We start from the raw sequence: 26,943 nt of genomic DNA, 5'->3' as shown, positions 1-26,943 counted from the left end.
GCCGGCTCCATTACGGAAGACGCTTCCGCAGGCCCTCTGCGATGACCTTGGCCCTGAGCGACAGAAGGCTGAACGAACCGGCGTCACCGATGCCGTGGCTGGACTCGCACAGGCCGTTGAGGAAGAGCGTGGGCGTGTCGGCGTCCAGCGGCTGCACTTCGTAGTCCGCGCCGACGGCCAGGTAACCGTGGCTGTCGAAGACGAAGTCGTCGGCGATGCCACGCATGAGAGCGGGGGCGCGCTCCTGGTGGGCAGCCGGGCCGAGATCGCGGAATCCGGTGGCCAGGACGACGAAGTCGGCCTGGTGCTCCTCGGACTCCCCGGTGTTCAGCTCCTCGACACTGAGTTGGACGCCGTCCTCTCGGACCTCGAGGCCACGCACCTGGCGGCTGCCGCTGACGAACACCTTCTGGTCGTCGTCCAGGCGCTGCTCGTAGATGAGCCGGTACAGCTCGCGCAGCACATCGCCGTCGGCCGACGAGTAGTTCGTCAGGCGCATGTACGAGTCGATGGCGTCCTTGCGCTCGCGGGAAGCGCGGTAGTAGTAGTCGGTGAAGTCGGGGAAGTACCCCTCCTCGCTGAACGGGCTGGTGTCCTTCTGGCGGAGCGTCAGCGAGCGTACGAGGGTGTTCACCCGGGCGCGGGGGAAGCGCCGCGCGAGGTCGAGCGTGAGCTCGACCGCGCTCTGGCTGCCCCCGATGACCGTCACAGAACGCGGCGACGCGTCGCCCTCCCCGGCCACGCCCAGCTCCGCCAGCTCCTGCAGAGCCGGCAGGTAGCGCGTCAGGTGGAAGACGCGCGGGGAGTCCACCGTGTCGAACGGTTCCGGGATGAAGGGGGCACGCCCGGTGCCGATCACGAGAGCGCGCGCCTGGAGCGTCTCCCCGGTGGAGGTGGTGACGGTGTAGAGCTGACTGCCGTCGGCATCGCGGTCGAGGGCGACGCCGGTGACCTGCACGCCGTAGTCGACCAGTCGGCTGAAGTGACCGGCGGCCCAGGAGACGTACTGCGCGTACTCCTTGCGCAGGGGGAACTCCATCGGGACGTTGAGGTGGTCGAGCAGCCGCCCCGTCTCGAAGAGGAAGTTGATGAAGCTGTAGCGACTGCGCGGATTGCGCAGCGACACGAGGTCGCGCACGGGGTGGTTCTGGATGTCGGAACCGGGAAGCATCATGGCGCTCTGCCAGGACGGGCCCGGCCTGGCCTCCAGGAAGCGCACGTCGAGGTCGTGGCCCTCTTCCTCGAGGGCGATGGCCAGAGCCAGGTTGGCCGGACCGAAGCCTATGCCCAGCACATCGTGGCAGCGGGTCATTGTTCCCCCTTGGTGGAAAGCGAATATGAGTAGTGGATCCAGGTCGAGGGCACCCCGGGCTCCGCGGCCTTGAGCAGGAAGCGGTCGTACAGTGCCTGCGCCGACCGGTTGTCGGGCGCGGTCTCCCAGGTGAGCTGGGAGAAGCCCCGGTCGCCTGCCTCGCGTGCGGCCGCGTGCAGCAGCGCCGTTCCGGCGCCGGCTTCCCGACCGCCCCGGTGGTCGGGATGGACGTACAGGTCGTTGAGGAGGGCCACGGTCGTGGCCCTGGTGGAGACGCGCACCCAGTAGAGGGTGGCGAAGCCGATCACGTGCGGCCCCTGACGGGCGGCCAGTTGGAGTCCGTGGGGGTTGTCTCCCAGCAGTTCGCCGAAGAACCGCCGGTTCGCCGGGTCGTCGGGCTCTCGGCCGTAGAACTTCTGGTATTCGGCGATGAGCGGCAAAGTCGCCTCGAAATTGGACGCGTCCACGCGCTCGATGAGTAAACGTGGAGCGGCTGCGTCCGGCATGGAACACCTCGTTGCTGTGTGGGGAGAGGGTCGATTGCGGGTGTCGGTGGCGCCGGGCGGGCGGCTGTCAGGCGGCGTCGGAGAAGGCGTCGGCCATGCACGCGTCCGCGATGCGGCGGCCGGCCTCCGGTGCCGTCTTGACACCGCCGCCGTTCCAGCCCCGCACCGACCACACGTGCGGCACGCCGGTGCCCTCCAGCAGCCCGGACGCCGGCCCGCCGCCCCCCGGCGAGCCGTACGCGTCCGCGGCGCGGACCGTGCTGAGGTACACCGCCGTCGTGAGCCACGGGAAATGGGCGGTGAGCGCGGACACGGTGGCCTGCGCGTGCGCGGGGTCCGGCTGCGCGTCGACGGGGGAGTCCCAGACGAGGTGCGGCATGCCGATCAGCGTCCGGTCCGAGCCGACCGGCTTGGCGTACAGCCCGGTGCGCAGGTCGATGAAGGTCGCGTGGGGCGCCGCAGGAGGGCGGCGCTCGACGATGCTCACCTGGATCGATCGCGACCGGACCGGCGAAGCAGGCCGCAACCCGGGCACCGGGTCGGCCGCCCAGGGCCCGACTGCCGCGATCACGGCCCCGGCACTGATCACGCCCGCGTCCGTGAGCACCGCCGGGCGTCCGCCACGCGCCGCTGCTTCGAGCACGCGAACTCCGTGGCACACCACGGCACCGTCGGCGCGTGCCTGTACCAGCCAGTCCTCGGTGACCTCCGCCGGCGCCACCCAGCCTGCCTCCGGCTCGACGAGGGCAACGCCGCCGGCCAGGTGTACCCCCGCCACCTCGTCGCACTCCGCCACCACGTGCGCCGAGGTACGCAGCGCGCCGTTGATCTGCCCGGCGGCCTCCCGGAGGGCGGGCGCCTGGGCCGGGTCGGCCGCGGTCACAGAGCCGACGGCGTGCAGCGGAGCCTGCCCCGACGCCCAGCACCCGGGGTCCCGGTACGTGGCCAGGCTCGGTAGCGCCAGTTCCCCGATCGCCGGGTCGGTGTCGTAGGCACGCACCATGCCGCCGGAGCGGCCGGTGGCCCCGGCACCCGACTGCGGCGACTGCTCGATCACGACGACGGACACACCCCGGCGTGCCAGGTGGTGCGCGATGGAGGCGCCGGTGATCCCGGCGCCCACCACCACGACGTCCGCACGGGCGGGTACGTCCCCGCCGCGATCGGACGCCGTCGTGCCGACCTGGCTCACGATCGCCCGTCCGCGGAAGCGGCGGCAGCCGTCGCGAGGTCAGGCGCCGTCGACACGCACCGGGTGCCGGAAGGCAGGAAGGACCAGTCGGCCTCGCGGACCGGCTGCGCGGGCAGGCCCAGCCAGTCCCAGACCCGCTGGGACAGCTCGGGGACGACCGGCCAGGCCAGCGCGGCGAACACCTTGGCCGCCAGGTACTCCAGGGCCAGGCTCGTGCGCGCCTCCTCCGCCAGTGACGGGACCCGGCGCAGCGCCTCCTCCGTCGCCCGGAACTCGGCGGAGCGTGCCACGAAGGACTCCAGCAGGCGGACGTATCCACGCGCGCTGAACGACTCCGGGAGCAGCAGACCGTCGAGTTGACGAGTCGTAAGATTGATGTACCGGTAGAACTCGCGGTGCGCGTCCGTCCAGGCACCGGTGCCCGGCACCTGACCGTCGCACTGCTCGGTCAGAGCCGCGAAGCCGCCCAGCCAGTCCTGAGCAGTGCGGTACAGCGGGTCCTGCGCGAGCTCGCCGGCGCGCTCCTCGGTGATCCGCGTGACGCGTCCCTCCGGGGCGTCTCGCAGCAGGGCCAGGCGTACGGCGTCCGGTCCCGCCTCGGCGAGGGCGTCGTCGGCCCAGACCGCGTGGCCCCGGCTGGTGGAGAACTTCGAGTCCCCCAGGTGCAGGAACTGGTTGGTGACGAACGCGGCGGGCAGGTGGTCGGCGAGTTCGGCCGCGAAGGCCAGAATCGGCAGCAGGACCGCGTAGTAGAAGCTGTTGTCGTAGCCGAGGAAGAGCGTGATCTTCGCCGGGCCTCCCTGCTCGGACTCGGCTCGCGCGGCGTCCAGGAAGGTCAGCGCGAGGTCCGCCCAGGCGTCGAGGGCCTGGCCGTCCTCCAGGGCGACGCCCCACTCACTGCTTCGGCCGAGCCGGTACGGGGGAAGCCCCTCGTCCAGCAGCCTCTCCACCAGCGCCTGCAGGTCGGGCGAGGTGTAGGAGCTCCGCAGGTAGTCCCGCAGCTGCTCGGCGTAGGCGTTGAGGTCCAGCCACAGCGCCCGCTCCGGGCGGGTGACGGCCGGGGTGCCGCAGATCCGGCACTGCAGGTCGGTGAGCTCCCGGGCTTCGTTGGGCCGGCCGCAGGCCTCGCAGATCTCCCCGTCGCTGGCTGCACCGCAGTGCGCGCAGGCCCCGCGCGCGAAAGCCTGGTGCAGCGACAGGTCGCACTTCGGGCAGTAGGCCGTCTCCCGCTCCTCCTCCGAGACAGCGGGCGAGGAGGCCACCCGGGCGAACAGCTCCCGGATCCGCTCGGCGTGCTCCGGGTCTGCGGCAGGACGAGTGACCCGGTCGCAGCCGACGCCGGCCGCGCGCAGGGTCGCCAGGATGGCGTCGCCTTCGGCCGTGGCCACGTCGGCCGGGCCCGTACCGCGCAGTCGCGCGGCGGCGGCGACATACGACTGGTGGTCATCGGTGCCGGTGACGTACCGAGCGTCGCGGCCCATGCTGCGCAGCGCGCGCACCAGCATGTCGGCCCGGACGTACGGTCCCGCCAGGTGGCCCAGGTGCAAGCCGCCGTTGGGCGTGGGCGGGGGGCAGAAGACCAGCGTCCGCTCGGAGAGCCCGTCGCGCGGAGGGGCCTGGTCGAGGGCTTCGACGGCGCTCGGGATGTGTTCCCAGTAGATCGAGACGATGTCGAACGCCTCGTCGGACTCGTTGCGGATCTCGTGGTAGCCGAAGGGCGACAGGTAGACGACCCCGCCGGGGCCCAGCTCACGCTCCTCGTCCCCGAGGACTACGGAGGCCTTGCCGGCCAGGACGATGAACATCTCGCCGTCCTGGTGGGCGTGGCGTTTGGAGACGCTGTGCGCAGGGACGCTGCCGAAGACGGACCCGAAGGGCAGCCCCTTGATGTCGGCGGCGGACAGCATGGGTTGAAGGTGCATCTCGTAGGACCAGCTCATCGCCGACCTGTCGAAGGCACGCGTGATCACAGAAAATCCCCGAATGGTGTGGAATGGATGAGGTAGCTCAGCCCGCCGGCGATGCGGACTGCAGGCCCGCTGTGCAAGCGGGCGGTCTGTTCGAGACGGGCGAGATGAGCCGTGCAGTCTTCGAGGCCGGCTCCTGCGGCGGCACGGTAGGCCAGCGCGACACGTACTCGGCGGGTGGGCAACGCAGTTCGGTGCCCACCCGTGCCGGCGGCAGCGTTTCGATCACCACCGGTCCGCTCGAGGTGAGCTCGGACCGAGAGGTCGATCAGGCATCGGCCCCTCGTCGCTCGGCCATGCCGCGCAGCCGAGTCGGGGTGCCGTCGGGGTCGAAAGGCCGACGGAGAGTGAACGAGACGGGAGTCGGACCGTTGTCGTGCAGGTGCTCCAGCCGATGACAGGCGTCCGACCAGGTGGGGATGGTGTCATCGGAGACCCACCACACCGCGTAGGAGGGCCACTCGGGCTTGAGGAACCACTCGTGCCGCCGGCTCAGAGTGCTGCGATGCAGGCCCGAGTAGACGAAGGAGAAGACGGACTCCAGATCGGTCCACAGCGACAGCGTGGAAGCACGACTGTCGGTCTCGTTGGTCCGACCGCCCGTGTAGAAGCGCGGAACATCGAATGTGCCCCACTCTCCCCAGTCCCGCTCGAAGTTGGTGAGATGACTCTGGCCGGGGTCCTCTTTCGCGCGAGCGATGAATCCCGGGCTGCGTTCCGCCTCTTCGAACGTGGGCGGCGTCAGGTCGTCGAACTCCTGAACTTCAGGATTCCCGTACGGCTTCTTCAGGATCGCGAAAGTCGTGAACGCGACGCGCGGCATCAGTCTCTGTCCTCCCGTTGTGTGTACGCTGTCGGGTTTCTGCCCCAAGGGTCGCTCTTAACCGTCGCAGTGCCGTGCGGTTCATGAACTCACCTCGGCCTTGTCGGTGAGTTTGGTCTCCGTGGCCGGCGGGGTCTTGCGGGTCCGTTGGATGGCCAGCAGCACGCCACTGACGAGCAGTGCGATTCCGGCCAGCTCCAACAGCGGTGGCATACGGCCGTCCCACGTGAAGACGTAGATCAGTCCGGCAATCACCTGGATGACGACGAGCTGTCCCGCGATGGAAATCGGGACCGATCCCGAGGAACGGTTCCACAGTACGGTTCCGAGCCAGGAGACGATCAGGCCGAGAACCACACTGCCGATGAGCAGAGGGACGAGCGAGTCCGCTCCGTCGAGGTGTACTGCGCCGGACACGGCGGCGATCGGCAGGGCGACCAAGGAGAGTGCCAGGTTGCACACGCCCATGAGCGTGGACCAGGTGGCAGACGGCATCTCCGGGTGCCTTCTGAGGAAGTCGGCATTGGCCACCGCGTACCACGTCCACAGGCAGAGCGCCGTCAGCGCCGACGCGATACCGATCACCCAGGTCATTCCGTCGTGACCGCTGAGGGCAGTTTTCCAGTCAACCTCCATGACGTTGACCAGGGCCAGACCGACCGTGATGAATCCGAGAGGCACCAGCAGGCGGGAGAACGGAAACTCCTTGCGGGCCCAGTTGCCCGTCACCGCAACGGTCACGGGGAGCGTTCCGATGATCACGGTGGTGATGGGCGCCCCTGTGTGCCTGATCCCCTGCACCAGGAAGAAGTAGTAGCCCACGTGGCCGGCGAAGGCGAACGCCAGGCCCGTGAACCACACTCGCCGATCCAGGCCGCGCATCCCGGCGCCGCGTGTGAAGATCACGATGCCGAGCGACACCAGTCCGAAGACCAGGTACCGTCCCAGCGCGAGTGTGACAGCGTCCGCGTCGGGGAGCAGGACCGGCATCAGAAAGGCCAGACCCCAGATCAGGTTGGCACTGACGCCGGACAGCACCCCGGTGAGGAGTGACGGAACTTGTTTCATCGCATATCACTGTTTCTTGACTCTGCGCGGCATATGGGTCGGGCTAGCGCTTGAGACCAGCAGCACCCCGGGTCATCAGCGCACGTACGAGGTCTCGTTGGAATTCGTTCGGCATCAGCATGCGGCCGCTGAGGGCCAGATACTTCTGGCTCAGTTCCTGATTGCCGCTGATGACCTGGAACATCCGCAGCCGGGACGCCTCGTTCTTCTCGACGAGGGAGTCCCCGCATATGGTCTCGACGTGCGGGAGGAGGACGTCGTCGAACCGCTGCCGATATTCGGCCAGTCCGTCCCCGAGATCGGCCTTGTCCAACGATCGGTCAGCGAATGAGCGAGCCAGCAGATCGGCCGACACCAGCGCGAATCCACAACCGACGCCGCTCATGGCATCCACGGACAGGGCCGCGTCTCCGACGAAGGGGATCGAGCCCACCACCGGCTGACGAACCTGGCTCGGATAGTCGCTGTAGCCCAGCAGGCCCGTCTCCAGGACCGCATCGGACATCGATGGCGCGTCCGGCAGCTCGTCGAAGTACTTCAAGAACTGCTCGAGCCGGCCGTCCGCCCCGTGCCAATCCTCGACCCGCGACTTCTCCGCGAAGAGGACGAGCTGAGTCCTGCCCCCGATGAGCGGATAGACGCAGGCCAGGTCCCGCTCGTTCATGATGAAGACCGAGCGGTTGTCCTCTCGGGTCTTGATCCCCGAGAAGTATCCGAAGAGGGCTGCGCGCTCGTTCGGATGGGATTCCGTCGGGTTGCCGAGCTCCTTGGCCAGCCGTGAACGGCGCCCGTCCGCAGCCACCACCAGACGGGCCCGGAAGCGGTGGGATCCGGTCTCACCACGCGTATCGAGGATCCAGCCGGATTCGTCTTCTTCGATGCTCTCCACGGCGGTGGAGTCGATGTACCGGACGCCTTGCTTCTGCGCGGCTTCTCGCAGTGCGGGGTCGAGCACGCGCCGTTCCAGATTGAGCGCGTAGGAATCCGGGGGCCCGGGGACATAGCCCCCGGGTCCCTCGACCAGGCCCCCGGGCGTGACGAAGATGGCCTTGGTGGACACAGACCAGGCAGGCTCGTACAGGTGGGCCAGCCCGAGTTCGGCCAGTAGCGGCACCGCGTGCGGCTGAATGAAATGGGTACAGAGCCGCTTGTGGGACTGGTCGTTCATCGCCTTCTTGTCGAAGATCCCGACCCGATAACCCATCTGGCTGAAGCGGATCGCGGTGGCACAGCCGGCGATGCTCCCGCCCACCACCGCGACATCCAACTGCGACTGGTCGAACTTCTCAGTACTCACAGGTTGACTACCATCTCTCTGCTCGGGCTGACCTTCTCCCTGCTGGCTAGCCGGCGCACCCGCAGTCGACCTGGGCGTGGACACCACACTGAGGTGCCGTCCCCTCTGTGGCATGGCCATCACGCTTCCACCAGTCCAGACCGCCGATCAGCTCCTTGACCCGGAAGCCCGCGCTCGCCAGCTTGATCGCCGTCTTGGTGGAGGCGTTGCAGCCGATGCCGTCGCAGTAGGCGACGTACAGCGGTGTCTTGGAGAGACCGGCCAGCGAATCCTGGGAGATCGAGCGGTGAGGAATGCTGATCGCGCCGGGGATGTGCTCCCTCTCGTAGGACTCGCTGCTGCGGCCGTCGACCACCACCAGGTCCTGGCCCTGTTTGAGAGCATCCTTCAGATCCGCGGAGTCGATCTCATAGGCCAGCTTTTCCTGGTAGTAGTCCAGCTGGGATCGCTGCTCTCGGGAGAGGTCACCCTCGCTCGAGGTCGAGTCCTCGTCTCCCATGAATCGGGCGGCTATGCCATACAGATCACCGAGGGTGCTGGGAGTGACCAGCGAGTCCGCGTGCTCTCCCAGATCGACGCCGCAGTCCTCCAGGATCGTGACCAGGACACTGATGGTCAGCAGCGAGTCCAGACCAAGGGTGTTGAGGGGCGTGTCGTCGGGCAGCGGGGAGAGGTCCACCGGCTTGCCCGTCGCCGTCTCCAGGTATTCGGCGACCTTATCCTTCACCGCTTCAGACATGGCTATACCTTCTCCATAGGCTCGACGGCGCCATCGGCCGACAGTGCGAAATAGTTGGAGTTCGACTGCTGAGCTGCTGTCGTGAGCCGCTCGATCAGTTGATGTTCATCGGTCTTGGCGGTCGACGGGGCTGATACAGCGGGCGACCAGGCCATCAGGGTCGGACGCATGTAGTCGGGCAGCACACTGCGCAGGTGCGCCTCCACGTCGGCCACCACCTGTCGTTCCTCCGACGTGACGACGAGAGCGACCACGTCGCGTTGGTTGCGCCGGATCACGGCGACAACCGCCCGGTCGACACCGGCACAGTTCAGGGCGGCCCGACGGATCTCGGCCAGGTGGGTACGGCGGCCCGCCAACCACGTGATCTCCTCGTCGTCATGACGGTGGAACACGATGGCGCCGTCCTCCGCGTAGCTGCAGATGTCCCCGGTCCGGAAGTAGCGGGTTCCGTCCAGCTCGACGACACGGCGGGCGGTTTCCTCAGGGTGGTCGAAGTAGCCGCGCATGACCTGGTTGCCGCCGACCCAGAGCTCGCCCTCCGCGCCGGGCTGCTGGAGTTCCGCCCCATCCTTCATGATCTTCGCGTCCATGCCCCGCAGAGGCCGGCCGATGGGATACGCGGTCGTGCGCTCCGCATCCGCGTGCTCGATCTCGTGGCTCAAGCAGAAGACCGTGGCCTCGGGTGGGCCGAAGGCGTGGATGACACGGGTCTCCGGCAGTTGCTGTTTCCATGTGTTCATGACGGCGGGGTCGCACACCTGGGCACCCGTCATCACCGTTTCCAGGCCGGGCAGCTTGGCCCGGGTGATCTGACGCCCGTCGCCGGTGATCATGGCGAGGAGCATCGAGACCGCGATCAGATGCGTGATGCGCTCACGGCCGAGCACGGCGCGTATGACGGCACCGGCGGCGAGACTGCGGAATTGGTGGACGAAGGCTCCCAGCGACAAGGGGAGTACCGTGTCCTCAATCGAAACATCCACATTAAATGGCGCCAGGCTCAGAACGCGAGATTCCGATGTGAATCGGAGCACCTGGTTGTGGTTGCCGAAATAGGCGACGAGGCTGGCGGCACTGTTCTCGACTCCCTGCGGCTCACCCGTCGGGCTGGACGCGAAAATAATGTACGCGGCCTGCTCCGGTCGATGGGCCACAGTGGAATGAGTCGCCGCCGGCCCGGCAAGAATCTTGGTCAGTTGTTCCCTGTCCAGCCGGCAGCCGGCGTGAGCGACCTGGTCCCGGTCGTCCAGCGCGATCACGGCCACCGGCTCAAGACGCGTGAGCAGTCCTTGCAGCCGGCCCGCGGGCTCGGCGGCGTCGAGCGGGACGTAGACGGCCCCGCACTTCCAGATGGCGATGGCGAGCAGCGGCATGACCGCACGCTTCTCGGCCAGGACCACCACGCGATCCCCCGCACCGACCCCCTGCTCGGTCAGCCAGGCAGCGACCGCCTGGGCGCCCTGTTCGAGCTGGGCGAACGTGTAGCTGACCTCTCCGTCGCTGATCGCTGTGCGGTCCGGCCACTTGAGGGCCGGAGCCACGAACAGATCACCGAGAGCAGGTGCCGGGTTGGTCTGGTCGGCAGGATCGATCGACCACGGTGGTATTGCCACCGCTTCGACTTTGTCCACCACTCTCAATCCTGCCTTTCCACTCGCATTTCCCGTGAAACTTTAATGACCGACAATATCGGCCGTCAAGGCAATCGGCCGCTCCTTTTCGGCCACGAATTCGATGAGCGGCTAGGCGTGTCTCTCGTCAAGAGGGAATCCGGCCCTGGCGATTTCAGCCACGGCGTTCCTGGCTGAATCCAGTTTTCTGGCATACAGGCAGAAATCGTGCGGGAGATCCGGGAAGTGCTGATGTCGCAACGTGACCGACCGATCGGCCAGATGCCCCACCCAGGCGAGTCCTTCGTCCCGGAGCACGTCGCAGCCGGCCGTCACGATCGAGCAGTCCGGCAGCTGGGCCAGATCACTCTCCGACAGGGCGAACGGATCGAAGTCCTGTGCCGAGAAGAAGGGCTTCAGCACCGACTTGAAGAGCCGCATGCTGCTGCTGTCGAGGAAGTAGCCCTCTCCGAACGTCCGGTAGGACTCGCGCTCCGTCTCAAGGTCGAGGACCGGGTAGATCAGCACGATCCGCGAGAAGACCCCGGGCAGGACCCGCAAGCTGAGGTAGAGCGAGAGCAGTCCGCCGACGCTGTCACCGGCGAGGACGAGCGGCCGGTCCCCCAACGTGCGGCATCGTGCCGCGATGTGCCTCCCCAGCTGCTCCACCGACTCGGCAACGGTGTGTTCCGGCGCCTTCAGATACTCGAACGCCTCCACGGGCGCGTGCAGAGTATCTGCCAGGCCCCGCAGGAACGGCTGGAAGACGGCCGTCGAGTAGTACACCATCCCGCCGCCATGGATGTACATGACATACGGGGCGGTTGCGTCCTCCTGCGCCGGTCGGATGACCACCGAGTGCTCACCCTCGTCGACCGACGCGCCGTCGTCGGGCTCGTCCACGCTTCCGAAGCGCGAGATCCACCGCTCGGCGTTCACCCGGTCGTCCGCGAGCGAGCCCGTGGACGCCCTCACCGCCATGATCTTCCTGGCGGCGGCCAGGCGGCCGAACTCGACGTTCAAGGCCCGCACTTCCACGTCAGACATCGCCGTCCCCGTCGACGGGCTCGACGTCCCCAGCGGGCGTGAACGCGAAGTGGGTCGCGCTCGACTCCCGAGCCGCCTCGGCGAGCCGTCGCATCAGCAGCTTCTCGTCCGTCTTGCCCGTCGAGGACACAGTGAGCTCAGGTGACCAGGCGACGAGCGAAGGGCGCATGTACGCGGGCAGCAGGTCCCCCAGCCGCTTCTCGACGTCCGCCACCACCGCCCGATCCGGCGCCATCACCACGAGGGCGATCACGTCGTGCCCGCCTCGCGGGACCAGCGCGACGGCCGCCCGCTCGACGCCCGGGGAGCCCAGCACGATCTGTCGGATCTCACCCAGGTGGATACGACGGCCGGCCAGCTTCACCTCGTCGTCGTTCCGGCCGCGGAACACGATGTTGCCGTCCTCGTCATAACTGCACATGTCGCCCGTGCGGTAGTAGCGGACGCCGTCCACCTCGACCACGCGGCGGGCGGTCTCCTCCGGTTGATCGAAGTAGCCGCGCATCACCTGCTCGCCACCGATCCACAGCTCGCCGGCCCGGCCGCGCTCGTGGACCTCGGCCCCGTCCTCCACGATCCGCGCCGCCACGCCGCGCAGGGGCCGGCCGATCGGGTACGAGCTCATCCGCTCCGTGTCGGCCCGTTCGATCTCATGGGTGACGCAGACGATCGTCGCCTCGGTCGGCCCGTAGGCGTTGATGACGCGTACCTCCGGGAGAGCGGTCTTCCAGACGTTGATGACACCGGGGTCACAGACCTCCGCACCCGTCATCACCATCTCCAGGGAGGGGAAGTTCTCCCTGGTGACGTGGCGCCCGTCCTCCGTGATCATGGTCAGGAGCGTGGACACCGCGATCAGATGCGTGATCCGCTCGCGCTTGATGATCGTGCGCATGATCGCGCCGGCGTGGACGCCACGGAACTGGTGGACGAACGCGCCCAGCGACAGGGGCAGCAGCGTGTCCTCGATCGACACGTCGAAGTGGAACGGGGACAGGCTGAAGACCCGTGAGTCCGGCGTGAACCGGAGCACTTCGTTGTGGTTCCCGAAGTACGCGACCAGGTTGGCGACGCTGATCTCGACGCCCTTCGGCTCTCCCGTCGACCCCGACGTGAAGATGATGTACGCCGTGTCCTCGGGCCGATGCGCCACGGTGGGCTGTTCCAGGGCCGGCCACGACAGGATCGCGTCAAGCCGCGTACGGTCCACCCAGCTGACGTCGGCGACCGCCGGTTCCCGGTCGTCCAGCGCGATCACGACACTCGGCCGCAGGCGGCCGAGCAGGCTGCGCAGACGGGGGACCGGCTGGGCGGCGTCGAGCGGGACGTAGACAGCGCCGCACTTCCAGATCCCGATGGCCAGGACGGGCATGATCGCGGACTTCTCGGCCAGGATCGCGACCCGGTCCCCGCGACCGATGCCCTGCTCGGTCAGCCAGGCCGCGAGCGCCCGGGCCTGCTGCTCCAACTCGGCGAAGGTGAGGCCGAGTCGTCCGTCGTGGAGCGCCGGGCGGTCCGGCCAGTTGCTCGCCGCTGCTCGGACGATGTCGCCGAGCGCCGGCGGGGGGAAGGCTTGGTCGGCGGAGTCGAGCGACCACGGAGGCAGCGGTGTCGCCGACGTCACCGGTATAGAAGTCTCCGTCACGAGGCGTCCCGTCCTTCGACGTCGTAGTGGAAGCGGACCTTGGATTTGGACGTGGCACCCATGCGCCGGTAGAAGCCGATGCCGAGCTCGTTGTGCGGAGGGGTCTGCCACTCGGCCCAGCCGCAGCGATGGGCGACGGCGAACTCCCGCAGTCGCTCGAAGAACGTGCGGCCGAGCCCCAGCCCGCGATACGGCTCCTGGAGGTAGAGGCAGTCCATGTAGACGAACGGCTCGGCGCTCCAGGTGGCGAAGTCGATGGTGACGGTCATGAAGCCGCAGGGCTCCCCGTCGTCCGTCGCGATCCAGCCGTACAGCGCCGGCTGCTCCGAGAACAACGCCGAACGCCAGCGCTCGACTTGGCCGTTCTCACGGAAGTCCGCCTTCTCGTACGCCGCGTGCTCGCGGCACAGCGCCAGCAGCGCGTCCAGGTGGCACGGCTCGATCGGCTGCACCTTGATGTCGCGGCTCATACCCACCCCGAGAAGGTCGTGTCCAGGTACGCGTCGAGCGAGGCCTGGTCGAGCCGGCCTTGCGCCAGCACGGTGTTGACCCAGGCGTCGCGCTCGAAGTTGATGACCTCGAGCTCCCAGACGCAGGCGATCAGGTCACGCTGGGCAAGGGGAGCGACCGTGGTGTTCCCCGCGGCGTCGACCGCCGTGCCGCGCACCCAGTGCTTGAGCATGTTGGCGTCGTACCACTGGCTCACCAGCAGGTAGTCGCCTTCCTCCCCGTAGTGCAGGATCAGGAAGCCGACGGGGTGGTCCCCCTCTTGCAGGGGATCGCGCAGCACCGAGGCGGCCTGCTCCTGCAGCCACTCCGGCGCCGGGAGGGTAGAGGAGCGCTCCGGCTCCGCGAACATCCCATACGCCTTCAGAGTCCGGCCGCACACATCCAGCGGCGGGAGCGCCTTGACCAGGCGCGGCGAGTACGTCAGCGGGTTCACGTGACGGCGTTCCCCGCCCGCAGGTAGTTGCCCATCTCCATCATGCGCTCGTTCGCCTCCGAAATGCCTCAGATCATCGATGCAGAAGGTGTTCATCCGCTTCGCGACTCGTGCGGTAGTAAATCCGGCCCCTCTTGGTTGCACCCAGAGTGGCTGTCCATGGGAATGCTGTTCTTCTGTCCGTTTCGGCGCTAATGGCCTGGACTGTCAAAGTGTTTGGTCGCTGTTAACGCAATCGTTCAGACGCCTTGAGATCTGGTCACTGATCGCACTGGAGTCCGTTTTTTCGACTTGATGCCTGTTTCCCCTTCTGGTCGGACATACGGGCGTTCCCGGTGTGCCCGGGTGCGCGCCGACTCCAACCGCGCCGGGCACGGTCCCCCTTCCTGCCGTTTCGTGTCATTGTCGCTGGTCAGACGAGTGCCGGCGGGGCGGTGGGCCGCCGCCGGCAGGCGAGGTCAGTCTCGACGGAAATTGGCTTCGAATGGCCTTGCATCGGCCATGGTGAGAGTTGGGAATGAATTGCACCGCGACCTCTGGTAACCGGCCCGGAGCGGCTCAGCGTTCATTCAGCGAGAAGCTCTACAAGCTTCAACATCCAGTGGACACCGCGGTAGAACCGCGTCACGTCCTCCAATAGCCGCAGCTTCTGCCGCGAAACTTCTCATGACGACCCCCGTCCATCGCTGCACACCGCAACTGTAGATGGGGGCCAATGGATCATGTCAAGCATTGACATGCGAGTTCCCAAGCGATGAGACCCGAAGCACCAGTTGACATACGGATGCACCATCAAGCCACACAGAATGGACATTTGATGGGATGTCAACTTGCCTCAGGCACTTGCAAGTTGATTATCGCGCGTGCCAGGATCCCAGGCGGTGATGTCTGATCCGACCCGCTGGAGGCGCGGTGGCCGAGCCTGTCCGTGTGCGCGGACTGACCGACCAGGAGGGGCAGAAGCTGCAGCACTTCGACGCGTGCCTCGTCGTAGATCCGCGGGCCGTATGCCCCGATGCCGCAGGAGCGGCAGTTCCACTTCTGGCGTGGCAGCCCGTTGAACAGGTTGTAGCCGGGGTGGGCAGACTGCCCAGCGGGTGACGACGGTGTCGTGCCGGAGCGTGGCCATGCCGTGGAAAACATCGGCCCGCTCCAGCTCGGAGCGCCGGCCCTTGCTGAAGCGGTAGGCGGCGTCCTCTGTCACCACCGAAAAGGGATCCGGCCTGCGATGGCGCGACGGACCATCGCCTTGGCCCTGGCCGCCTTCGTCTCGAAGCCGACTTCGTGCCCGATGCCGGCGTGGCGGCACCGCTCGCGGTCTTCCGTCTACGACGTGAGCAGACACAGCCGTCGGTCGATGAGCGCTCGCCCCCCGGCGAGGTCGCATAGGCGAGGAAGACGCAGATCTGGCAATTCTCCCGCCTGTTCGGCCTGTTCGGCCTGTTCGGCCTGTTCGGCCTGTTCGGCCAGCGTCCAGCCGTTCTTCCGCTCCGGCGGTGTGATCAGTCCAAGCATGTAGGCCGAGAACTGCCGCGTCGAGCACGGCCTTCAGGTCGGCACCGAGCTGCTCGATGGTGACGGGCACGCCGTTCTGGCTCTGGGCCACGCCCCGCCCGGAGCGCCCGTGGCTGCGCTGGTCCCAGTGCACGGTCCGCACGACCCCGCGCAGGGCCGCGCGCTGGAAGTGCCAGGAGTCCTGGTGGAGGCAGTAGCCGCGGCTGAAGACTGCGTACGCCTAGCCGGGGGTGCCGCGCAGGGTGCCGTAGGGGCCCGCCGAGTCCAGCGTCAGCCGGGCCTTGCGCGCATCCCGCGGCCCACCGTCATCCGCTCGACGGCGACACCGGCCGCCGCACCCGCGGCGAGGACGCCTATCCCGGCACCGGCGATGCCGGTCGCCCTGCACCGGCTACCGGCCGCCGCCGCGGAACGGGTCACCCGACTTCTCGCCCGTTCACTTGATTGCGCTCACATGGATGCGTTCACACAGACGCATTCAGATAGACGCGGGGAACGCGCGTACCGACGCGCGTGACGATCTCGTACGCGATCGTGGCACTGGCCTGTGCCCAGTCCTCGGCGGTGGACGCCCCCCGGCCGCCAGGCCCGAACAGCACGACCTCGCTGCCCACCGGGGGCTCGTCGCCGCCCAGGTCCACCACGAACATGTCCATGGCGACCCGCCCGGCGATCGTCCGCAACTTGCCGTCGACCAGCACCGGGCTGCTGCCCGAGGCGGCCCGCGGGATGCCGTCCGCGTAGCCGACCGGCACCAGGCCGAGGGTGGTCTCGCCGGCGGTGACGTAGTGATGGCCGTAACTGACGCCGTGGCCGCCGGGGACGCGCTTGACGAGGGCCAACGCGGCGCTGAACGACATCACCGGGCGCAGCCCGAAGTCCTCCGGGGTGCCCAGCTGCGGGCTGGCCGAGACGCCGAACATGGCGATGCCCACGCGGACCATGTCGAAGTGGGTCTCGGGCAGGGTGAGGGTGGCCGCCGAGTTGGCGAGGTGCCGCACCTCGGGCCGTACGCCCTGCGCCTCGGCGTACGCCGTCATCTCCTGGAACCGGGCGAGCTGGGCGGCGATGGACGGGTGCCCCGGCACGTCGGCGCACGCGAAGTGCGAGAACAGGCCGGCGATCCGGACCAGCCCCTCGGCCTCCGCGCGCAGCGCCGCCGCCACGAGTTCGGCCCAGTCCTCGCCGGGCAGGCAGCCGTTGCGACCGAGCCCGGTGTCGGCCTTGAGGTGCACGCGCGCGGGGCGTCCCGCCGCCCGGGCGGCCTCGACGACCTCCCGCAGGGCCCACGTGCCGCCCAGCGAGACATCGATGTCGGCCTCGATCGCCTGTTGCCAGGGCCCGCCCGGCACCCACAGCCAGCACAGGATGCGGCCAGGCAGCCCGGCCGCGCGCAGCTCGAGAGCCTCCTCGGCCGTGGTCGTGCCGAGCCAGCTCGCGCCCGCGGCGAGGGCTTCACGAGCGCACTGCACCGCGCCGTGGCCGTACGCGTCGGACTTGACGACGGCCATCACGGCGGCGCCCTGGGCCCTGGCGCGCAGGGCCTGCACATTGGCACGCAGGGCGCTCAGATCGATCTCGGCGCGTGCACGCACGGCAGCGGTCGGCACAGCAGCTGTCTCACTCATCGCGTCCTCAGTCTCTCAGCGGCCGCCGACAGTCCTGGGGCACCGCCCCCAACGATCCCTGGGGCGCGCTCAGGTACCGGGCCGCCGCCCCCACACGTATACCTTGTCGTTCTTCTTCAGCACGCTCCACAGCTTCTTCGCGTCGCCGAGCTTCACGTCGACGCAGCCCAAGGAGCCGACGGTAGTTTAGATGCTGCCGTGGGCGGCGTGAAAGGCCTGGCGTGTGTCAACTGGGCTTATTCGTGGGGTTGTTGTGCAGGGTCGGATAGGTGACGGGCCCGACGAAGCTGTCGGCGGCTTGATCTTTGATCTTTTGCTTCACCTCGTCCAGTGCTGTGACCGTATGGGGTTTCGCCGGGTCCTTCAGGCTGCGGCGGCGTGGGGGCGTCCGTCCCGGCGGCTGCCTTTCTCGCTGCCCCTCTGCAGCTTCTGCCCCTCCTGGCCGGTCTATGCAGTCATCACCAACTTAGGGGTCGTCTCGATGGGTATGGGCTTCTTCAGCGTCTCGTGCAGCTCCTCGTCCTCGACCGCCGCCGCCAGCCACCCCATGCCGCGCAACCGCTACGCACGCCCGTCGGCCTCCTCCCCCACCGCGTCGGCGGCATCCGGCTCTCCACCGTAGAGGGCGGCACTGACATTCACGGGTGGATACGGAAAGCGGCGCGGCCGCGCCACCCGCTCCCGCCACCGGGTCTGCTCAGCGGGCACCGGCAGCCAAGGCCAGGCCTCCCAGCAGCGGGCTCGGCTCGCCGTGCCAGACGATGGTCAGCGCGTCCCGGGCCCGGGTCGCGGCGACGAAGAGCAGCGACCTGGCGCGCTTGCACTCCGCCTGGTAGCGAGCCGGGTCGGTACGGCGCAGCGCCTCCACCGACGTCCTGGGGACGAGACCCCGCTGCACGCCCGCGATGATCATCCGTTGGTATTCGAGGCCCTTGAACCGGTACATCGTGCCGATGTGAACGCCCTCGTCACCGCGCGGGCCGTCGGCGGTGATCTCCGTCGACACGATGCCGCTCCTCGCCAGACGGGCTCCTACCTGAGTGACCATGTCGTTCGTGGGGACGCAGACAGCGATGTCCTCGCGGCGGATGTCGTGCCAGGCCTTGATCTGTTCGGTGATCGCGTCCAGTTCGTCGGCGAAGGAGTCGGTGCGCCGCACCACCGGTTCGCTGCCGTACAGCACCGAGCGGTAGCCGGCCAGCGTCTCCTCGTCACCGTCCAGGTCGTCGAAGTGCTCGTCGCCGAGCACGCGGAGGGCCGACTTGAGGATCTCGCGCGTGGTCCGGTAGCTCAGGGTGAGTTTGGCGGAGCGGCCGCGGATGTGGACGCCGAGGCTGCCCAGGGTGACGCGGTTGTCGTAGATGCGCTGGTGGGTGTCGCCCACCAGGAAGATGTCGTCCGGTCCCGGCGCGACCATGGCGCGCAGCATCTTCCAGTGGGCGGCGGCCAGGTCCTGGGCCTCGTCGACGACGATGTGGCGGTAGCGGTAGCGCTGCCAGGCGCCGGTCGCGGACTCGGCGTGTACGTTGCCGAGACCGCCGCGCTCCTCCTTGGCCCGTGCCGCGGCCTCGATCCGCGCCGTACGTTCCATCTCCAGGCGAGCGGCGCGTTCGGCGACCTGGCGATGGGTCTCCAGGTTCTTCTCGTCGAGCCGCTGGGTGAACCGTTCGGTCAGCTGCCAGATGTCGGCCCGGTCCGCGCGGGTGATGCTCCGGCCCCGTCCGGCCCGGCGTGCCTTGAAGTATCCGGCCCGGGAGTTGACCGCCTGGCCGAGGATGACCTGCGTCCACTCGTCCATCAGGAATTCGGCGTCCCACTTGGTCTCACCGGTTTCCAGCAGTATCTGCCGCCACTCGTTCAGGGCGCGGGTGTCGTCGATCCGACTCTTGACGCTGCCTGGATCGGCCTCCCGCACCACGCGGGTCGCCAGCTGGTCGACGTGGGCGATCTCCACCCGGGCCAGGGTCTCGGGCCCGCCGAGGGCGAGCAGCCGCGTGCGCAGGTCCGCGGCCAGATTCTTGTTGAAGGTGGTCAGCAGGACCTGCTTGCCGTTGCCGGGGCCGAGCCGGTCCACCAGGTGCTTCACCCGGTGCAGCGCCACGATCGTCTTGCCGGTGCCCGGGCCGCCGCCGACGCGGGCCGGGCCGGAGTACCGGCGGGTCACGAGGCGCTTCTGGGTGGGGTGGAGGAAGACCTTCCAGCGCCCGAAGTCCCGCTCCTCGATGATGCTCTCGAGGTCCTTGTCGGTCGTGATGACCGTGGTGTCGGTGCGCTCGACCGCCGCCTGGTAGTCCTCCGGGTCGACGTCCTTGACCTCGACGGGCCGGGTGACCTCTTCGAGGACCTGCTGGTACGGGACGTCACGCAGCCGCAGCAGCACCTCTGCGGTGTGCCGGGGCGCGTACTCGGCCAGACCGAGCAACTCCTCGTCGGTGGTGAGCCGTGCGACGACCGGGATGAGGGGTTCCGCCACACCGAGTTCGGCCAGCTGCTGTGGCGTCACGTCCGCGAACAGGGGCCGCTCGTGCGCGGGCTCGGGTGCCGCGGGCGCCGCGGGGGACGCGGCCGGTGCCGCCGGCGGCCGGCCCTTGCGCAGCATGCCGGACTCGACGATCTCCAGGTCGACGTAGTCGATACTGCCGGTGACCTGGTTGATGCCGTACGAGAGACGGTCGAGGTTCTCGTACACGTGCCCCCGGTGCTTGACGGCGACCAGCAGCCACTCGGACTCGCTCAGGTGCAGCAGGAGGGCCCGGTAGTCGGCGTTGACGCGCGCGGAGTACAGGCGGTCGTGGCCTTCGAGCTGCTTCAGCCGCAGCCCGGGATGCCGGGGGTTGGCGCGGAAGTCGTGCTGGAACTTGTAGACGGCGCCGACGATCGCGCGGTCCAGCTTGACGATCTCCCGGTCGGTCTTCTCCAGCAGGCGCAGGGTGACCTTCGTCGGTGCGGCGGAAGGGGTCGTGGTCATAGTTCGTCTGCTCCCGTACGGTCCGTGCCGGTGATACGTCGTGCGAGATCGGTGGGGTCCCACTGGGCGGCGGTACGGGCGTCCCAGCCCGCGTCCGCGAAGGCCTGGTCGCGGTCGGTGGCCTCGTAGTCGGGTCCGTCGTCCTCCTGGGCGGCCAGGACGAGGGCCACCTTGACGGCGGGCCAGGCGAGTTCGGCCTGCCAGCCTGCCGTGCCGAGTTCGTATCCCGCCTCGCCTGCGGGAGCGCCCACCCCGGCGAGCCGGCGGGCGAGGTCGAGGAGGTTCGGCTCTTCGTCGTCGAGGAGAGGCAGTACGGCGTCCCACGCCGGGTCCCGGACCACCTGGGGGTGATCTTTGCGCCGTCCGCCGACGCCCGCGGCGACCGAGAGCTGGGCGGCGTCGAAGAGCGGCAGCTCGCTCGCGGCCAGTTGCCGCGCGTCGCCGTCTCCTCCGCCGAGGAACTGCAGCAGGTTGCCCCAGTACAGCCAGGCCTGCCAGCGCCGCTGGTGTGCCGCCGGGTCCTTGGTGACGGCGTCGGTGCTGTCGTCGAGGACGGCCAGCCCGGTCCAGGCCGCGTCGCGGGGACCGGGGGTCATGTCGACGGCGAGCACCAGCGGACAGCCGCTCGCGTCGGTCACGCGCACCACCTGGAGAGACCCTTGACCGTCGGCACCCGCCGCGCCCTCATCGCGAAGGCAGGCGTTGATCACGGCAGCAGCGTCCTGGACCGCCGCCGCCGTCCGCACCGCTTCCGGCAGGGCGATCAGGCCGGACAGCGCTGCCTGGACGCGCAGGCGCCAGCGCCGGGGGTCGGGGTCGGCGAGGAACTTCAGCAGCGTCACCACCGGGTTCTGCCAGACGGTGTCGCGCAGTTCACGCGGATCACCGCCGTACTGGCCCTGCAGAACCTGCCCCGCTATGCGCATGGCGTTGTTCTGGTACGGCTCCCACGCAGGCCGGCCGGTCGTCGCCCCGTCACCGTCCCAGTGGGCCAGATCGGTCCAGGTCAGCTGGAACACGATCCAACCCTCGGCGCGGAGCCGGGCGCGGCGGGCGGCGTCGGCGGCGATGCGGTTGTGGTCGGCCGACGCGTGGTAGTGGAAGCCGTCGAGGTAGACCGCGACGCGCAGCGGTTCGGCGTCCAGCCTGCGGGCGACGAAGTCCGGGCGCGTCCAGCCGAGGTCCTCCTGCGGCTTGATCTGCCAGTGGACGACGGTGCGCCCGTCCGGTCCGGTGAGCCTCAGGTCGGTGGCGATGGTGCCGGAGGGGTCCTGGGCGTGCCGGACGCTCGCCTGGGTGTCCTTGCGGCGGGCCCAGGCGACGAGCCCCTCCAGGAACCGGGCTTCGAGTTCGCTCTCCACCTGGCGCCCCAGGGGGATCTCATGGGTGGCCGCGACGGGGGCGACCTGCCAGCCCTCGGTCGTGTCACCCAGGATCTCGCGCAGCAGGCCGAGCGCCGCCGCCCGGCTGACGTGCGCGTACTCGGTGCCGGAGACGTGCCGCAGCAGGCAGCGGTGGCAGGCCGCCCTGCCCTCCTCGGTGCAGGGGCAGGTGTCGATGCGGTGGCGGGCCGCCACGAGGACGTCCCGGAAGGTGTCCGGGGCGGCCAGGCGGTGCAGGTAGCCGGTGCCGCCGGGGAGGGTGTCGTACAGCACCAGGAAGCGACGCCGGATCTCGCCGTCGCCCGACTGGTCGGGCATGGAGGCGACGACGGCCTCCAGGTGGTCGGGGTTGCCGCCGTAGGTCTCGGCGACGCCGGCCCGCAGCAGCGCCTTGAAGGAGGACAGCCGTTCCTCCACATGGGTCGTCGCGGCGGGCAGCAGGATGCGCAGGGCCTCGGTGTGCAGTTCGTGGGCGAGCAGCAGGGAGACGTCGGCGTCCGGCCGGCCCCGACCACGGAAGCGGGGGCACCAGGGCCGGTGGTGGGAGCGGTCCGGGCGCCGGGCCAGGGACGGGCTCAGGGCGTCCGGCGACTGGTCCGGCGCCGGCCGTCCCTTCGCCGTGGCGCCACCGCACTGCGTGCACACGTAGAAGGGGTTGAGCCGCACGTCCTCGCCGGCGAAGGAGTCGGTGGCGGGGACGTCGAAGCGGGCCTGCCCCAGGTTGAACGCGCGGACCGCCGCCCGGCGGCTGAAGTCCCAGCCGAACGTGGCCTGTTGGTGCCGCCACGCGGACTCGATGTCCTCGGTGGGGATGTCGACCGCGGTGACGACCGTGTACGTGAGGCTCTCGCGGTCGTCCGACTCGTCCCTGACCCGGGCGTCGTCGCGCCGGTCCCGGGAAGTGACCCGGGTGGGCTGGAGCACCCGGTGCAGACAGCCGCGGTCACCGATGGCGGTGCTGTGGCAGCGGGGGCAGCGGGACGTGTCGTCCTCGGCCCGGTGGGTACGGACGTAGCCGCAGCCGGGGCAGACCCGCCAGACCAGCCACTTGGGGCGTTCGGCGCTGCCGATGTCCAGGCCGGAGACGCGGTGTTTGTAGCCTTTGAAGTAGAAGAGGTTGCCCGGCGCGTAGTCGGTGAGTGCCAGCCGGGCCGCCCGCTCATGGCTGACGACTTTGCTGTCGTAGACGGTGGTGCCGGACTCGTCCTCCTCGCTCCAGGTGAGCGTCGCCTCCAGTTCGGTGCCGCCGTCCACCAGGCTGTAGTTGGGCAGAAGGCCCAGATCGACCAGGGTGCCGTGGGCGCTTTCCCGGCCGATCTCGGCGAACCGGCGGGCCACGGCCGCCCGTTCGGCCCGCAGTTCGCGGTCCTGCCGGGCATGCTCGGGGTCGCCGGCGATGAGCTGGGCACGGGCTTCGTCGATCGCGGCGAGGCGCCCGCGCAGGTCGGCCAGGCGCTCTTCCCAGGTGGCGGCCGCCCGCTCGACGGCCGCGCGCAAGCCGTCGGCGGCGAAGGCGCGCAGGGTGCCCGCCGTCTCCTCGTCCACCGCGGATATGCCGTCCTGGTCCACGAAGAGGTCCAGGAACTCCTCCACGAGGTGCGCGCCACGGGCCAGGGCCGCGTCGGTGAAGTCGCGCAGCCAGCCGGTGCCGCCGAACAGGGCGGAGGCCAGCCGGGGCAGCGGGAGGACTTCGGGGGCGCCGTCCTCGTCGGGTCCGTACAGCATGCCGCGGGCCGCGAGGTCGAGCAGCCGGGCCACGTACTGGCGGCGCAGGATCTCGGCGGCCGACAGGTAGCAGCCGGGCGGGTGGATCTCCCCCGCGATCATCTGCCGGGGTTCCTGGAGGTAGTAGAGGTCGCGCGGGCCGCGGTCGACGAGGGTGAGGAGATAGGCGTTGCCGCTGGAGCGTCCGGCGCGGCCGACCCTCTGCACGTAGTTCGCCGGCCCCTTGGGCAGGGAGGCGAGCACGACGGCCGACAGCGCGCCGATGTCGATGCCGAGTTCGAGCGTGGGGGTGCAGGACAGCACATTGGGGTCGGTGTAACGGGTGCCGCGCCGGAAGGCCGCCTCGACCGCCTCCCGCTCCTTCCGGGTGAGGGCGCCGGTGTGCTCGGCGGTCACGACGGTGTAGGCGCCGGTCTCCCGGTACAGCCGCCGGTAGTAGTCCTTGGTGTAGTCGCGCAGGCGTGCCAGGGAGCCGCTGTCGGGCTCGGCGCTCTCCGTCCAGGCGGCGAGCAGGGTGCCGGAGCACTGGTAGCGCGGGCAGGGCTGGCGGTGCCAGTGATCCAATTGGTCGGGGTGGGCCGTCTGCTGCCACGCGCACACGGAACAGCGCGCGTAGGCGTCGCCCACGACGTCGTCGGCGAGCCCGCGGACGCGGATGTGGCCGGGCTGGAGGCCGTAGACGCGGGTCGCTCCGTCCTTGGCCGCGCGGACGCAGAGGATGCCCGCCTCGGCCAGGCGGGGCAGCAGCGCGCGGACGAACTCCGCGGCCGCCTCGCGGGGCAGACCGAGGCAGCGCGTGGTCCAGTCCTGGAACCAGTTCTGTCCCGAGCCCAGCGTGTCGAACTGGGTCCTGTCCTTGGCCCGGTCGAGGAGGAAGGCGGGTGCCGAGATACCGGGCGGGAAGGCGGGCATGCCCGCCGGCCGGCCGCCCCACACCAGCCAGCGGCGCACCCCGGCCTCGTCGAGCCAGGGGTCGAGCCAGCGATGCCGTACGGCGCCCCGCAGCCGCAGCCGCTCCAGGATGCCGCGGACATAGCCGCGGTAGCGGTCCTCGTCCGGCACCTCACCGTCCGGGAGGGCCACCAGCGCCGGGGTCCGCCGCAGCAGGTCCCGGACCAGTTCGGCGGCGAGGCTGGGGTCGGGGAGGTCGACCTCGGCCGCGGCGGTGCGGGTCAGTTCCAGGGTGCGGCCCTGGCGGGAGCGCAGTCCGAACTCGAGCACGGCGGCGAAGGAGAGGCGCTCGCCGATCAGCTGCCAGGTGGCGCGGCTGCCCTTGCTGCGGCCGGACAGCAGCAGGTCCACGCCCCGGATGTCGTGCAGGTCCGGGGGCGCGACGGCGGCCAGCACGTCGCGGTCGACCACCTCGGCCAGGCAGTCGGCCACGATGTCGTTGAGCGGGCGCGCGGTCTCCTCGTCCAGCTGGGCGGCGAGCAGGGCGCGCAGGGAGAAGTCGTAGGCCCGGCTGGCGACGAACCCGGCGCGGTGGGCGGCGTCCTGCACGGAGTCGTTGAACAGCAGTGTCCGCCGCTCCGGCCCCGGGGCCAGCTCTCCGCCGGTGAACAGCTGGGTGACGGAGGCGGCGGCCAGTGGGGCGAGGCCACGGCCGAGGAAGCGGATGGCGTTGCCGGTGGCGCAGTTGGGGCAGCGGTCGTCGGCGGCGGCCTGGTCGTTCATCAGGTCGACATGGACGAACGCGGCGTCCCTGAGGCCCTTGGCCGCCCGTACGCCGTGCCGGTCGGGCCGTTCGAAGTCCTTGGCCGGGTCGATGGGCCGGATCCGGCCCTGCTCCCCGTCGAGGACGAGGACGGATCCACGCCGTCCGGTGTCCTCGGCCGGGGCGAAGGCGGACCGGTGCGCCTCGGCGACCGTGGCGGCGATCAGGGTGCGCACCAGACGTTTGTCCCTGCTGAGGGATGCCTGCCGGATCTTCGCCGGGCTCATTTCCAGCTCGGCCCGGTCGTGTTCCCGGGAGAGGCCGGCCCAGCCCGACCGTCCGCACTGCCGGCAGTGCACGGCGGGCAGGAAGATGTTCGCGGGAGGCACGGCGGAGTCGAGGGCCACCGCTGCCTCGGGCTCGTCGGCCGGGCGGGCGTCCGCCGTGCCGACGGCGCCGGTCCGCTCCTGGCGGGGCCGGTCCTCGTCCCAGCGGAACTCCGGCTTCGGACCGATACCGCGCAGCACGCGCGAGACGGACCGCACCCACTGGTGGACCTCCACCGTCAGCAGGGGGCGCGGCCGTTCCTCGGTGCTGTCCGGCCCCTGCGCGATGGAGAGGAGGGCGATGAACCGGGACAGGGCCTGCGCGGCTTCCTCGGGCTGCTGCTGGACGGCCATGCCCCAGTGGTAGGCGTAGCGCGGCAGCGCGTCCATGATCTCGGTGCGCGTCTTGGGCCGTCCGTCGAGGATCTCCAGGACGGCCGCGGTGAGCCGGTGGGTGCGCAGGATCGCGCCCAGTTCGACCGGTGTCGGCGGGCGGTCGCGGTGCTCGCCGGGGCGGCGGGTGAAGGCGTCGACGAGGCGGTCCATGGCGTCGGGGTCCCGCAGCGGGTCGCCCAGAGCGATGACGTCCTGCGGTGCCGGGAAGGGCAGGGTGAAGTCCGACTTCCCGGCGAATTGCTGGACGGTCAGGCGGTCCTCGCCGATCACCGCGTCCGGCCCGAACCGCGTGCCGAAGACCTGTGCCGCCACGTCCAGGATGGTGCCCCCGCCCTCGGCTGCCGGGAGGTGGAGCGCTCCAGTCGCCGAAGGCGCGCTCTCACCGAGGGTCGCCGAGGTGGCGACGGGGCAGATGTCGCCGAGGGGGCGGCCCGCACGTGCCTTGCCGGTGGCCGCTCCGAGGCGGCGCATCAGCATGGCCACGTCCGTGCCCTGAGCGCCGTCGTAGGTGTGGAACTCGTCGACGACGACGTAGGCGAGGGCCTCGTCCTGCCAGAGCGGGATGTCCTCGGCGCGCTGGAGCAGCAGGTCCAGCATCTTGTAGTTCGTGATGAGGATGTCGGGCCGCTTCCCCCGGATACGGGCCCGGTCCGTCTCCACGCGCGCGTAGCCGGTGGCGGGCTCGTCGCCGATGTAGAGGGCGGCGGACACCTGGGCCAGGCGCGGGTCCTTCAGCTGGTCGTTCAGGCGCTGGGCCTGGTCGGTGGCGAGCGCGTTCATCGGATAGAGCAGGATCGCCTTGACGCCGTCCTGTCCGGCCGCCCGCGTCCGTCGGCAGTGGTCGAGTACGGGCACCAGAAAGGACTCGGTCTTGCCCGAGCCGGTGCCGGTGGTGATCAGGGTGGGCCGGGCCGGCCCGCGCAGAGTGGACAGCCGCTGCCAGGCTCGCGCCTGGTGCCGGTAGGGCTCGAAGCCGTCGGGCACCCATTCCAGAGCCGACTGCCAGGCGTCTCCCGCCGGTTTGAACGGGGTGCGGATCCGCAGGTACGGGCCACGGAAGATGCCGTCCTGCTCGTCCCTCAGGAACTCCTCCAGGGCACGCCGTTCGCCCTCGTCCGCGAGAGCGAACGTGGTCGTCAGGTACTGGGTGAGGCTGTCCCCGACCTGTTCGGCGGCGAGAGTGGGGCGCACCCGGGT

16 protein-coding genes and 2 pseudogenes are annotated in these 26,943 nt (G+C 69.6%); all 18 read right to left on the bottom strand.

Annotation, left to right across the window (positions count from 1 at the left end; genetic code table 11):
* Positions 1 to 10 precede the first annotated feature (10 nt).
* The 18 genes and pseudogenes from ACZ5DS_RS05425 to ACZ5DS_RS05340 all read right to left on the bottom strand — a co-directional run bounded on the left by ACZ5DS_RS05425 (position 11) and on the right by ACZ5DS_RS05340 (position 26,937).
* Positions 11 to 1,312, bottom strand: a complete 1,302-nt coding sequence (locus tag ACZ5DS_RS05425) for a lysine N(6)-hydroxylase/L-ornithine N(5)-oxygenase family protein (protein WP_468234381.1) — start codon at positions 1,310 to 1,312, stop codon at positions 11 to 13.
* Positions 1,309 to 1,779 (bottom strand): GNAT family N-acetyltransferase, encoded by a 471-nt coding sequence (locus tag ACZ5DS_RS05420; RefSeq protein WP_468234379.1) that lies wholly within the window; start codon positions 1,777 to 1,779, stop codon positions 1,309 to 1,311. Before ACZ5DS_RS05420 ends, ACZ5DS_RS05425 begins: the two co-directional genes overlap by 4 nt.
* A 106-nt stretch (positions 1,780 to 1,885) precedes the next feature.
* The gene (locus ACZ5DS_RS05415) at positions 1,886 to 3,010 is read right to left on the bottom strand and encodes an NAD(P)/FAD-dependent oxidoreductase (RefSeq protein WP_468234377.1); all 1,125 of its coding nucleotides are present in this window, start codon (positions 3,008 to 3,010) and stop codon (positions 1,886 to 1,888) included.
* The gene (locus ACZ5DS_RS05410; RefSeq protein ID WP_468234375.1) at positions 3,007 to 4,980 is read right to left on the bottom strand and encodes a class I tRNA ligase family protein; all 1,974 of its coding nucleotides are present in this window, start codon (positions 4,978 to 4,980) and stop codon (positions 3,007 to 3,009) included. Before ACZ5DS_RS05410 ends, ACZ5DS_RS05415 begins: the two co-directional genes overlap by 4 nt.
* Positions 4,981 to 5,245: 265 nt before the next feature.
* Positions 5,246 to 5,800 carry a DUF3291 domain-containing protein gene (locus ACZ5DS_RS05405; protein ID WP_468234373.1) on the bottom strand — a complete coding sequence of 185 codons (555 nt, stop codon included), beginning with the start codon at positions 5,798 to 5,800 and terminating at the stop codon, positions 5,246 to 5,248.
* An 81-nt stretch (positions 5,801 to 5,881) separates the two neighbouring features.
* On the bottom strand, positions 5,882 to 6,838 hold the full coding sequence (locus ACZ5DS_RS05400) for a DMT family transporter (RefSeq protein WP_468234371.1): 957 nt from the start codon (positions 6,836 to 6,838) through the stop codon (positions 5,882 to 5,884).
* Positions 6,839 to 6,911: 73 nt separating this feature from the next.
* Complete coding sequence (locus tag ACZ5DS_RS05395; protein WP_468234369.1) at positions 6,912 to 8,165, bottom strand: NAD(P)/FAD-dependent oxidoreductase; 1,254 nt, start codon at positions 8,163 to 8,165, stop codon at positions 6,912 to 6,914.
* Between the two features lie 46 nt (positions 8,166 to 8,211).
* On the bottom strand, positions 8,212 to 8,904 hold the full coding sequence (locus ACZ5DS_RS05390) for a rhodanese-like domain-containing protein (protein ID WP_468234367.1): 693 nt from the start codon (positions 8,902 to 8,904) through the stop codon (positions 8,212 to 8,214).
* Positions 8,905 to 8,906: 2 nt separating this feature from the next.
* The gene (locus ACZ5DS_RS05385; protein WP_468234366.1) at positions 8,907 to 10,541 is read right to left on the bottom strand and encodes an AMP-binding protein; all 1,635 of its coding nucleotides are present in this window, start codon (positions 10,539 to 10,541) and stop codon (positions 8,907 to 8,909) included.
* 108 nt (positions 10,542 to 10,649) lie between these two features.
* Positions 10,650 to 11,564, bottom strand: a complete 915-nt coding sequence (locus tag ACZ5DS_RS05380; RefSeq protein ID WP_468234364.1) for an alpha/beta hydrolase fold domain-containing protein — start codon at positions 11,562 to 11,564, stop codon at positions 10,650 to 10,652.
* Positions 11,557 to 13,209, bottom strand: coding sequence for an amino acid adenylation domain-containing protein (locus ACZ5DS_RS05375; protein ID WP_468234363.1), 1,653 nt, complete (start codon positions 13,207 to 13,209; stop codon positions 11,557 to 11,559). The genes ACZ5DS_RS05380 and ACZ5DS_RS05375 overlap by 8 nt, the downstream gene beginning before the upstream one ends.
* On the bottom strand, positions 13,206 to 13,679 hold the full coding sequence (locus ACZ5DS_RS05370) for a GNAT family N-acetyltransferase (protein ID WP_468234361.1): 474 nt from the start codon (positions 13,677 to 13,679) through the stop codon (positions 13,206 to 13,208). Before ACZ5DS_RS05370 ends, ACZ5DS_RS05375 begins: the two co-directional genes overlap by 4 nt.
* Positions 13,676 to 14,152 carry a hypothetical protein gene (locus ACZ5DS_RS05365; protein WP_468234359.1) on the bottom strand — a complete coding sequence of 159 codons (477 nt, stop codon included), beginning with the start codon at positions 14,150 to 14,152 and terminating at the stop codon, positions 13,676 to 13,678. Before ACZ5DS_RS05365 ends, ACZ5DS_RS05370 begins: the two co-directional genes overlap by 4 nt.
* 969 nt (positions 14,153 to 15,121) lie before the next feature.
* Positions 15,122 to 15,673, bottom strand: a pseudogene (locus ACZ5DS_RS05360) (transposase); the annotation flags it as partial.
* Positions 15,674 to 15,677: 4 nt separating this feature from the next.
* A pseudogene (locus ACZ5DS_RS05355) lies at positions 15,678 to 16,087 on the bottom strand (alpha/beta fold hydrolase); the annotation flags it as partial.
* 44 nt (positions 16,088 to 16,131) lie between these two features.
* Entirely contained in the window at positions 16,132 to 17,295 is a 1,164-nt protein-coding gene (gene alr, locus ACZ5DS_RS05350; RefSeq protein ID WP_468234358.1) for an alanine racemase, read from the bottom strand.
* Positions 17,296 to 17,992: 697 nt separating this feature from the next.
* Positions 17,993 to 20,263 carry a UvrD-helicase domain-containing protein gene (locus ACZ5DS_RS05345; RefSeq protein ID WP_468234357.1) on the bottom strand — a complete coding sequence of 757 codons (2,271 nt, stop codon included), beginning with the start codon at positions 20,261 to 20,263 and terminating at the stop codon, positions 17,993 to 17,995.
* On the bottom strand, positions 20,260 to 26,937 hold the full coding sequence (locus ACZ5DS_RS05340; RefSeq protein ID WP_468234356.1) for a DEAD/DEAH box helicase: 6,678 nt from the start codon (positions 26,935 to 26,937) through the stop codon (positions 20,260 to 20,262). Before ACZ5DS_RS05340 ends, ACZ5DS_RS05345 begins: the two co-directional genes overlap by 4 nt.
* Positions 26,938 to 26,943 lie beyond the last annotated feature (6 nt).

The organism is Streptomyces sp. NPDC031100 (genome assembly GCF_055570785.1).
The sequence above is the reverse complement of the archived record's forward strand: the minus strand, read 5'-3'. Positions and strand labels throughout refer to the sequence as shown.

What these genes read in the sequence shown, in the direction of transcription:
- ACZ5DS_RS05390 (WP_468234367.1), bottom strand. Translation starts at nt 8,904, where the DNA reads ATGTCTGAAGCGGTGAAGGATAAGGTCGCCGAATACCTGGAGACGGCG.
- ACZ5DS_RS05380 (WP_468234364.1), bottom strand. Translation starts at nt 11,564, where the DNA reads ATGTCTGACGTGGAAGTGCGGGCCTTGAACGTCGAGTTCGGCCGCCTG.
- alr (WP_468234358.1), bottom strand. Translation starts at nt 17,295, where the DNA reads ATGAGTGAGACAGCTGCTGTGCCGACCGCTGCCGTGCGTGCACGCGCC.
- ACZ5DS_RS05425 (WP_468234381.1), bottom strand. Translation starts at nt 1,312, where the DNA reads ATGACCCGCTGCCACGATGTGCTGGGCATAGGCTTCGGTCCGGCCAAC.
- ACZ5DS_RS05370 (WP_468234361.1), bottom strand. Translation starts at nt 13,679, where the DNA reads ATGAGCCGCGACATCAAGGTGCAGCCGATCGAGCCGTGCCACCTGGAC.
- ACZ5DS_RS05405 (WP_468234373.1), bottom strand. Translation starts at nt 5,800, where the DNA reads ATGCCGCGCGTCGCGTTCACGACTTTCGCGATCCTGAAGAAGCCGTAC.
- ACZ5DS_RS05345 (WP_468234357.1), bottom strand. Translation starts at nt 20,263, where the DNA reads ATGACCACGACCCCTTCCGCCGCACCGACGAAGGTCACCCTGCGCCTG.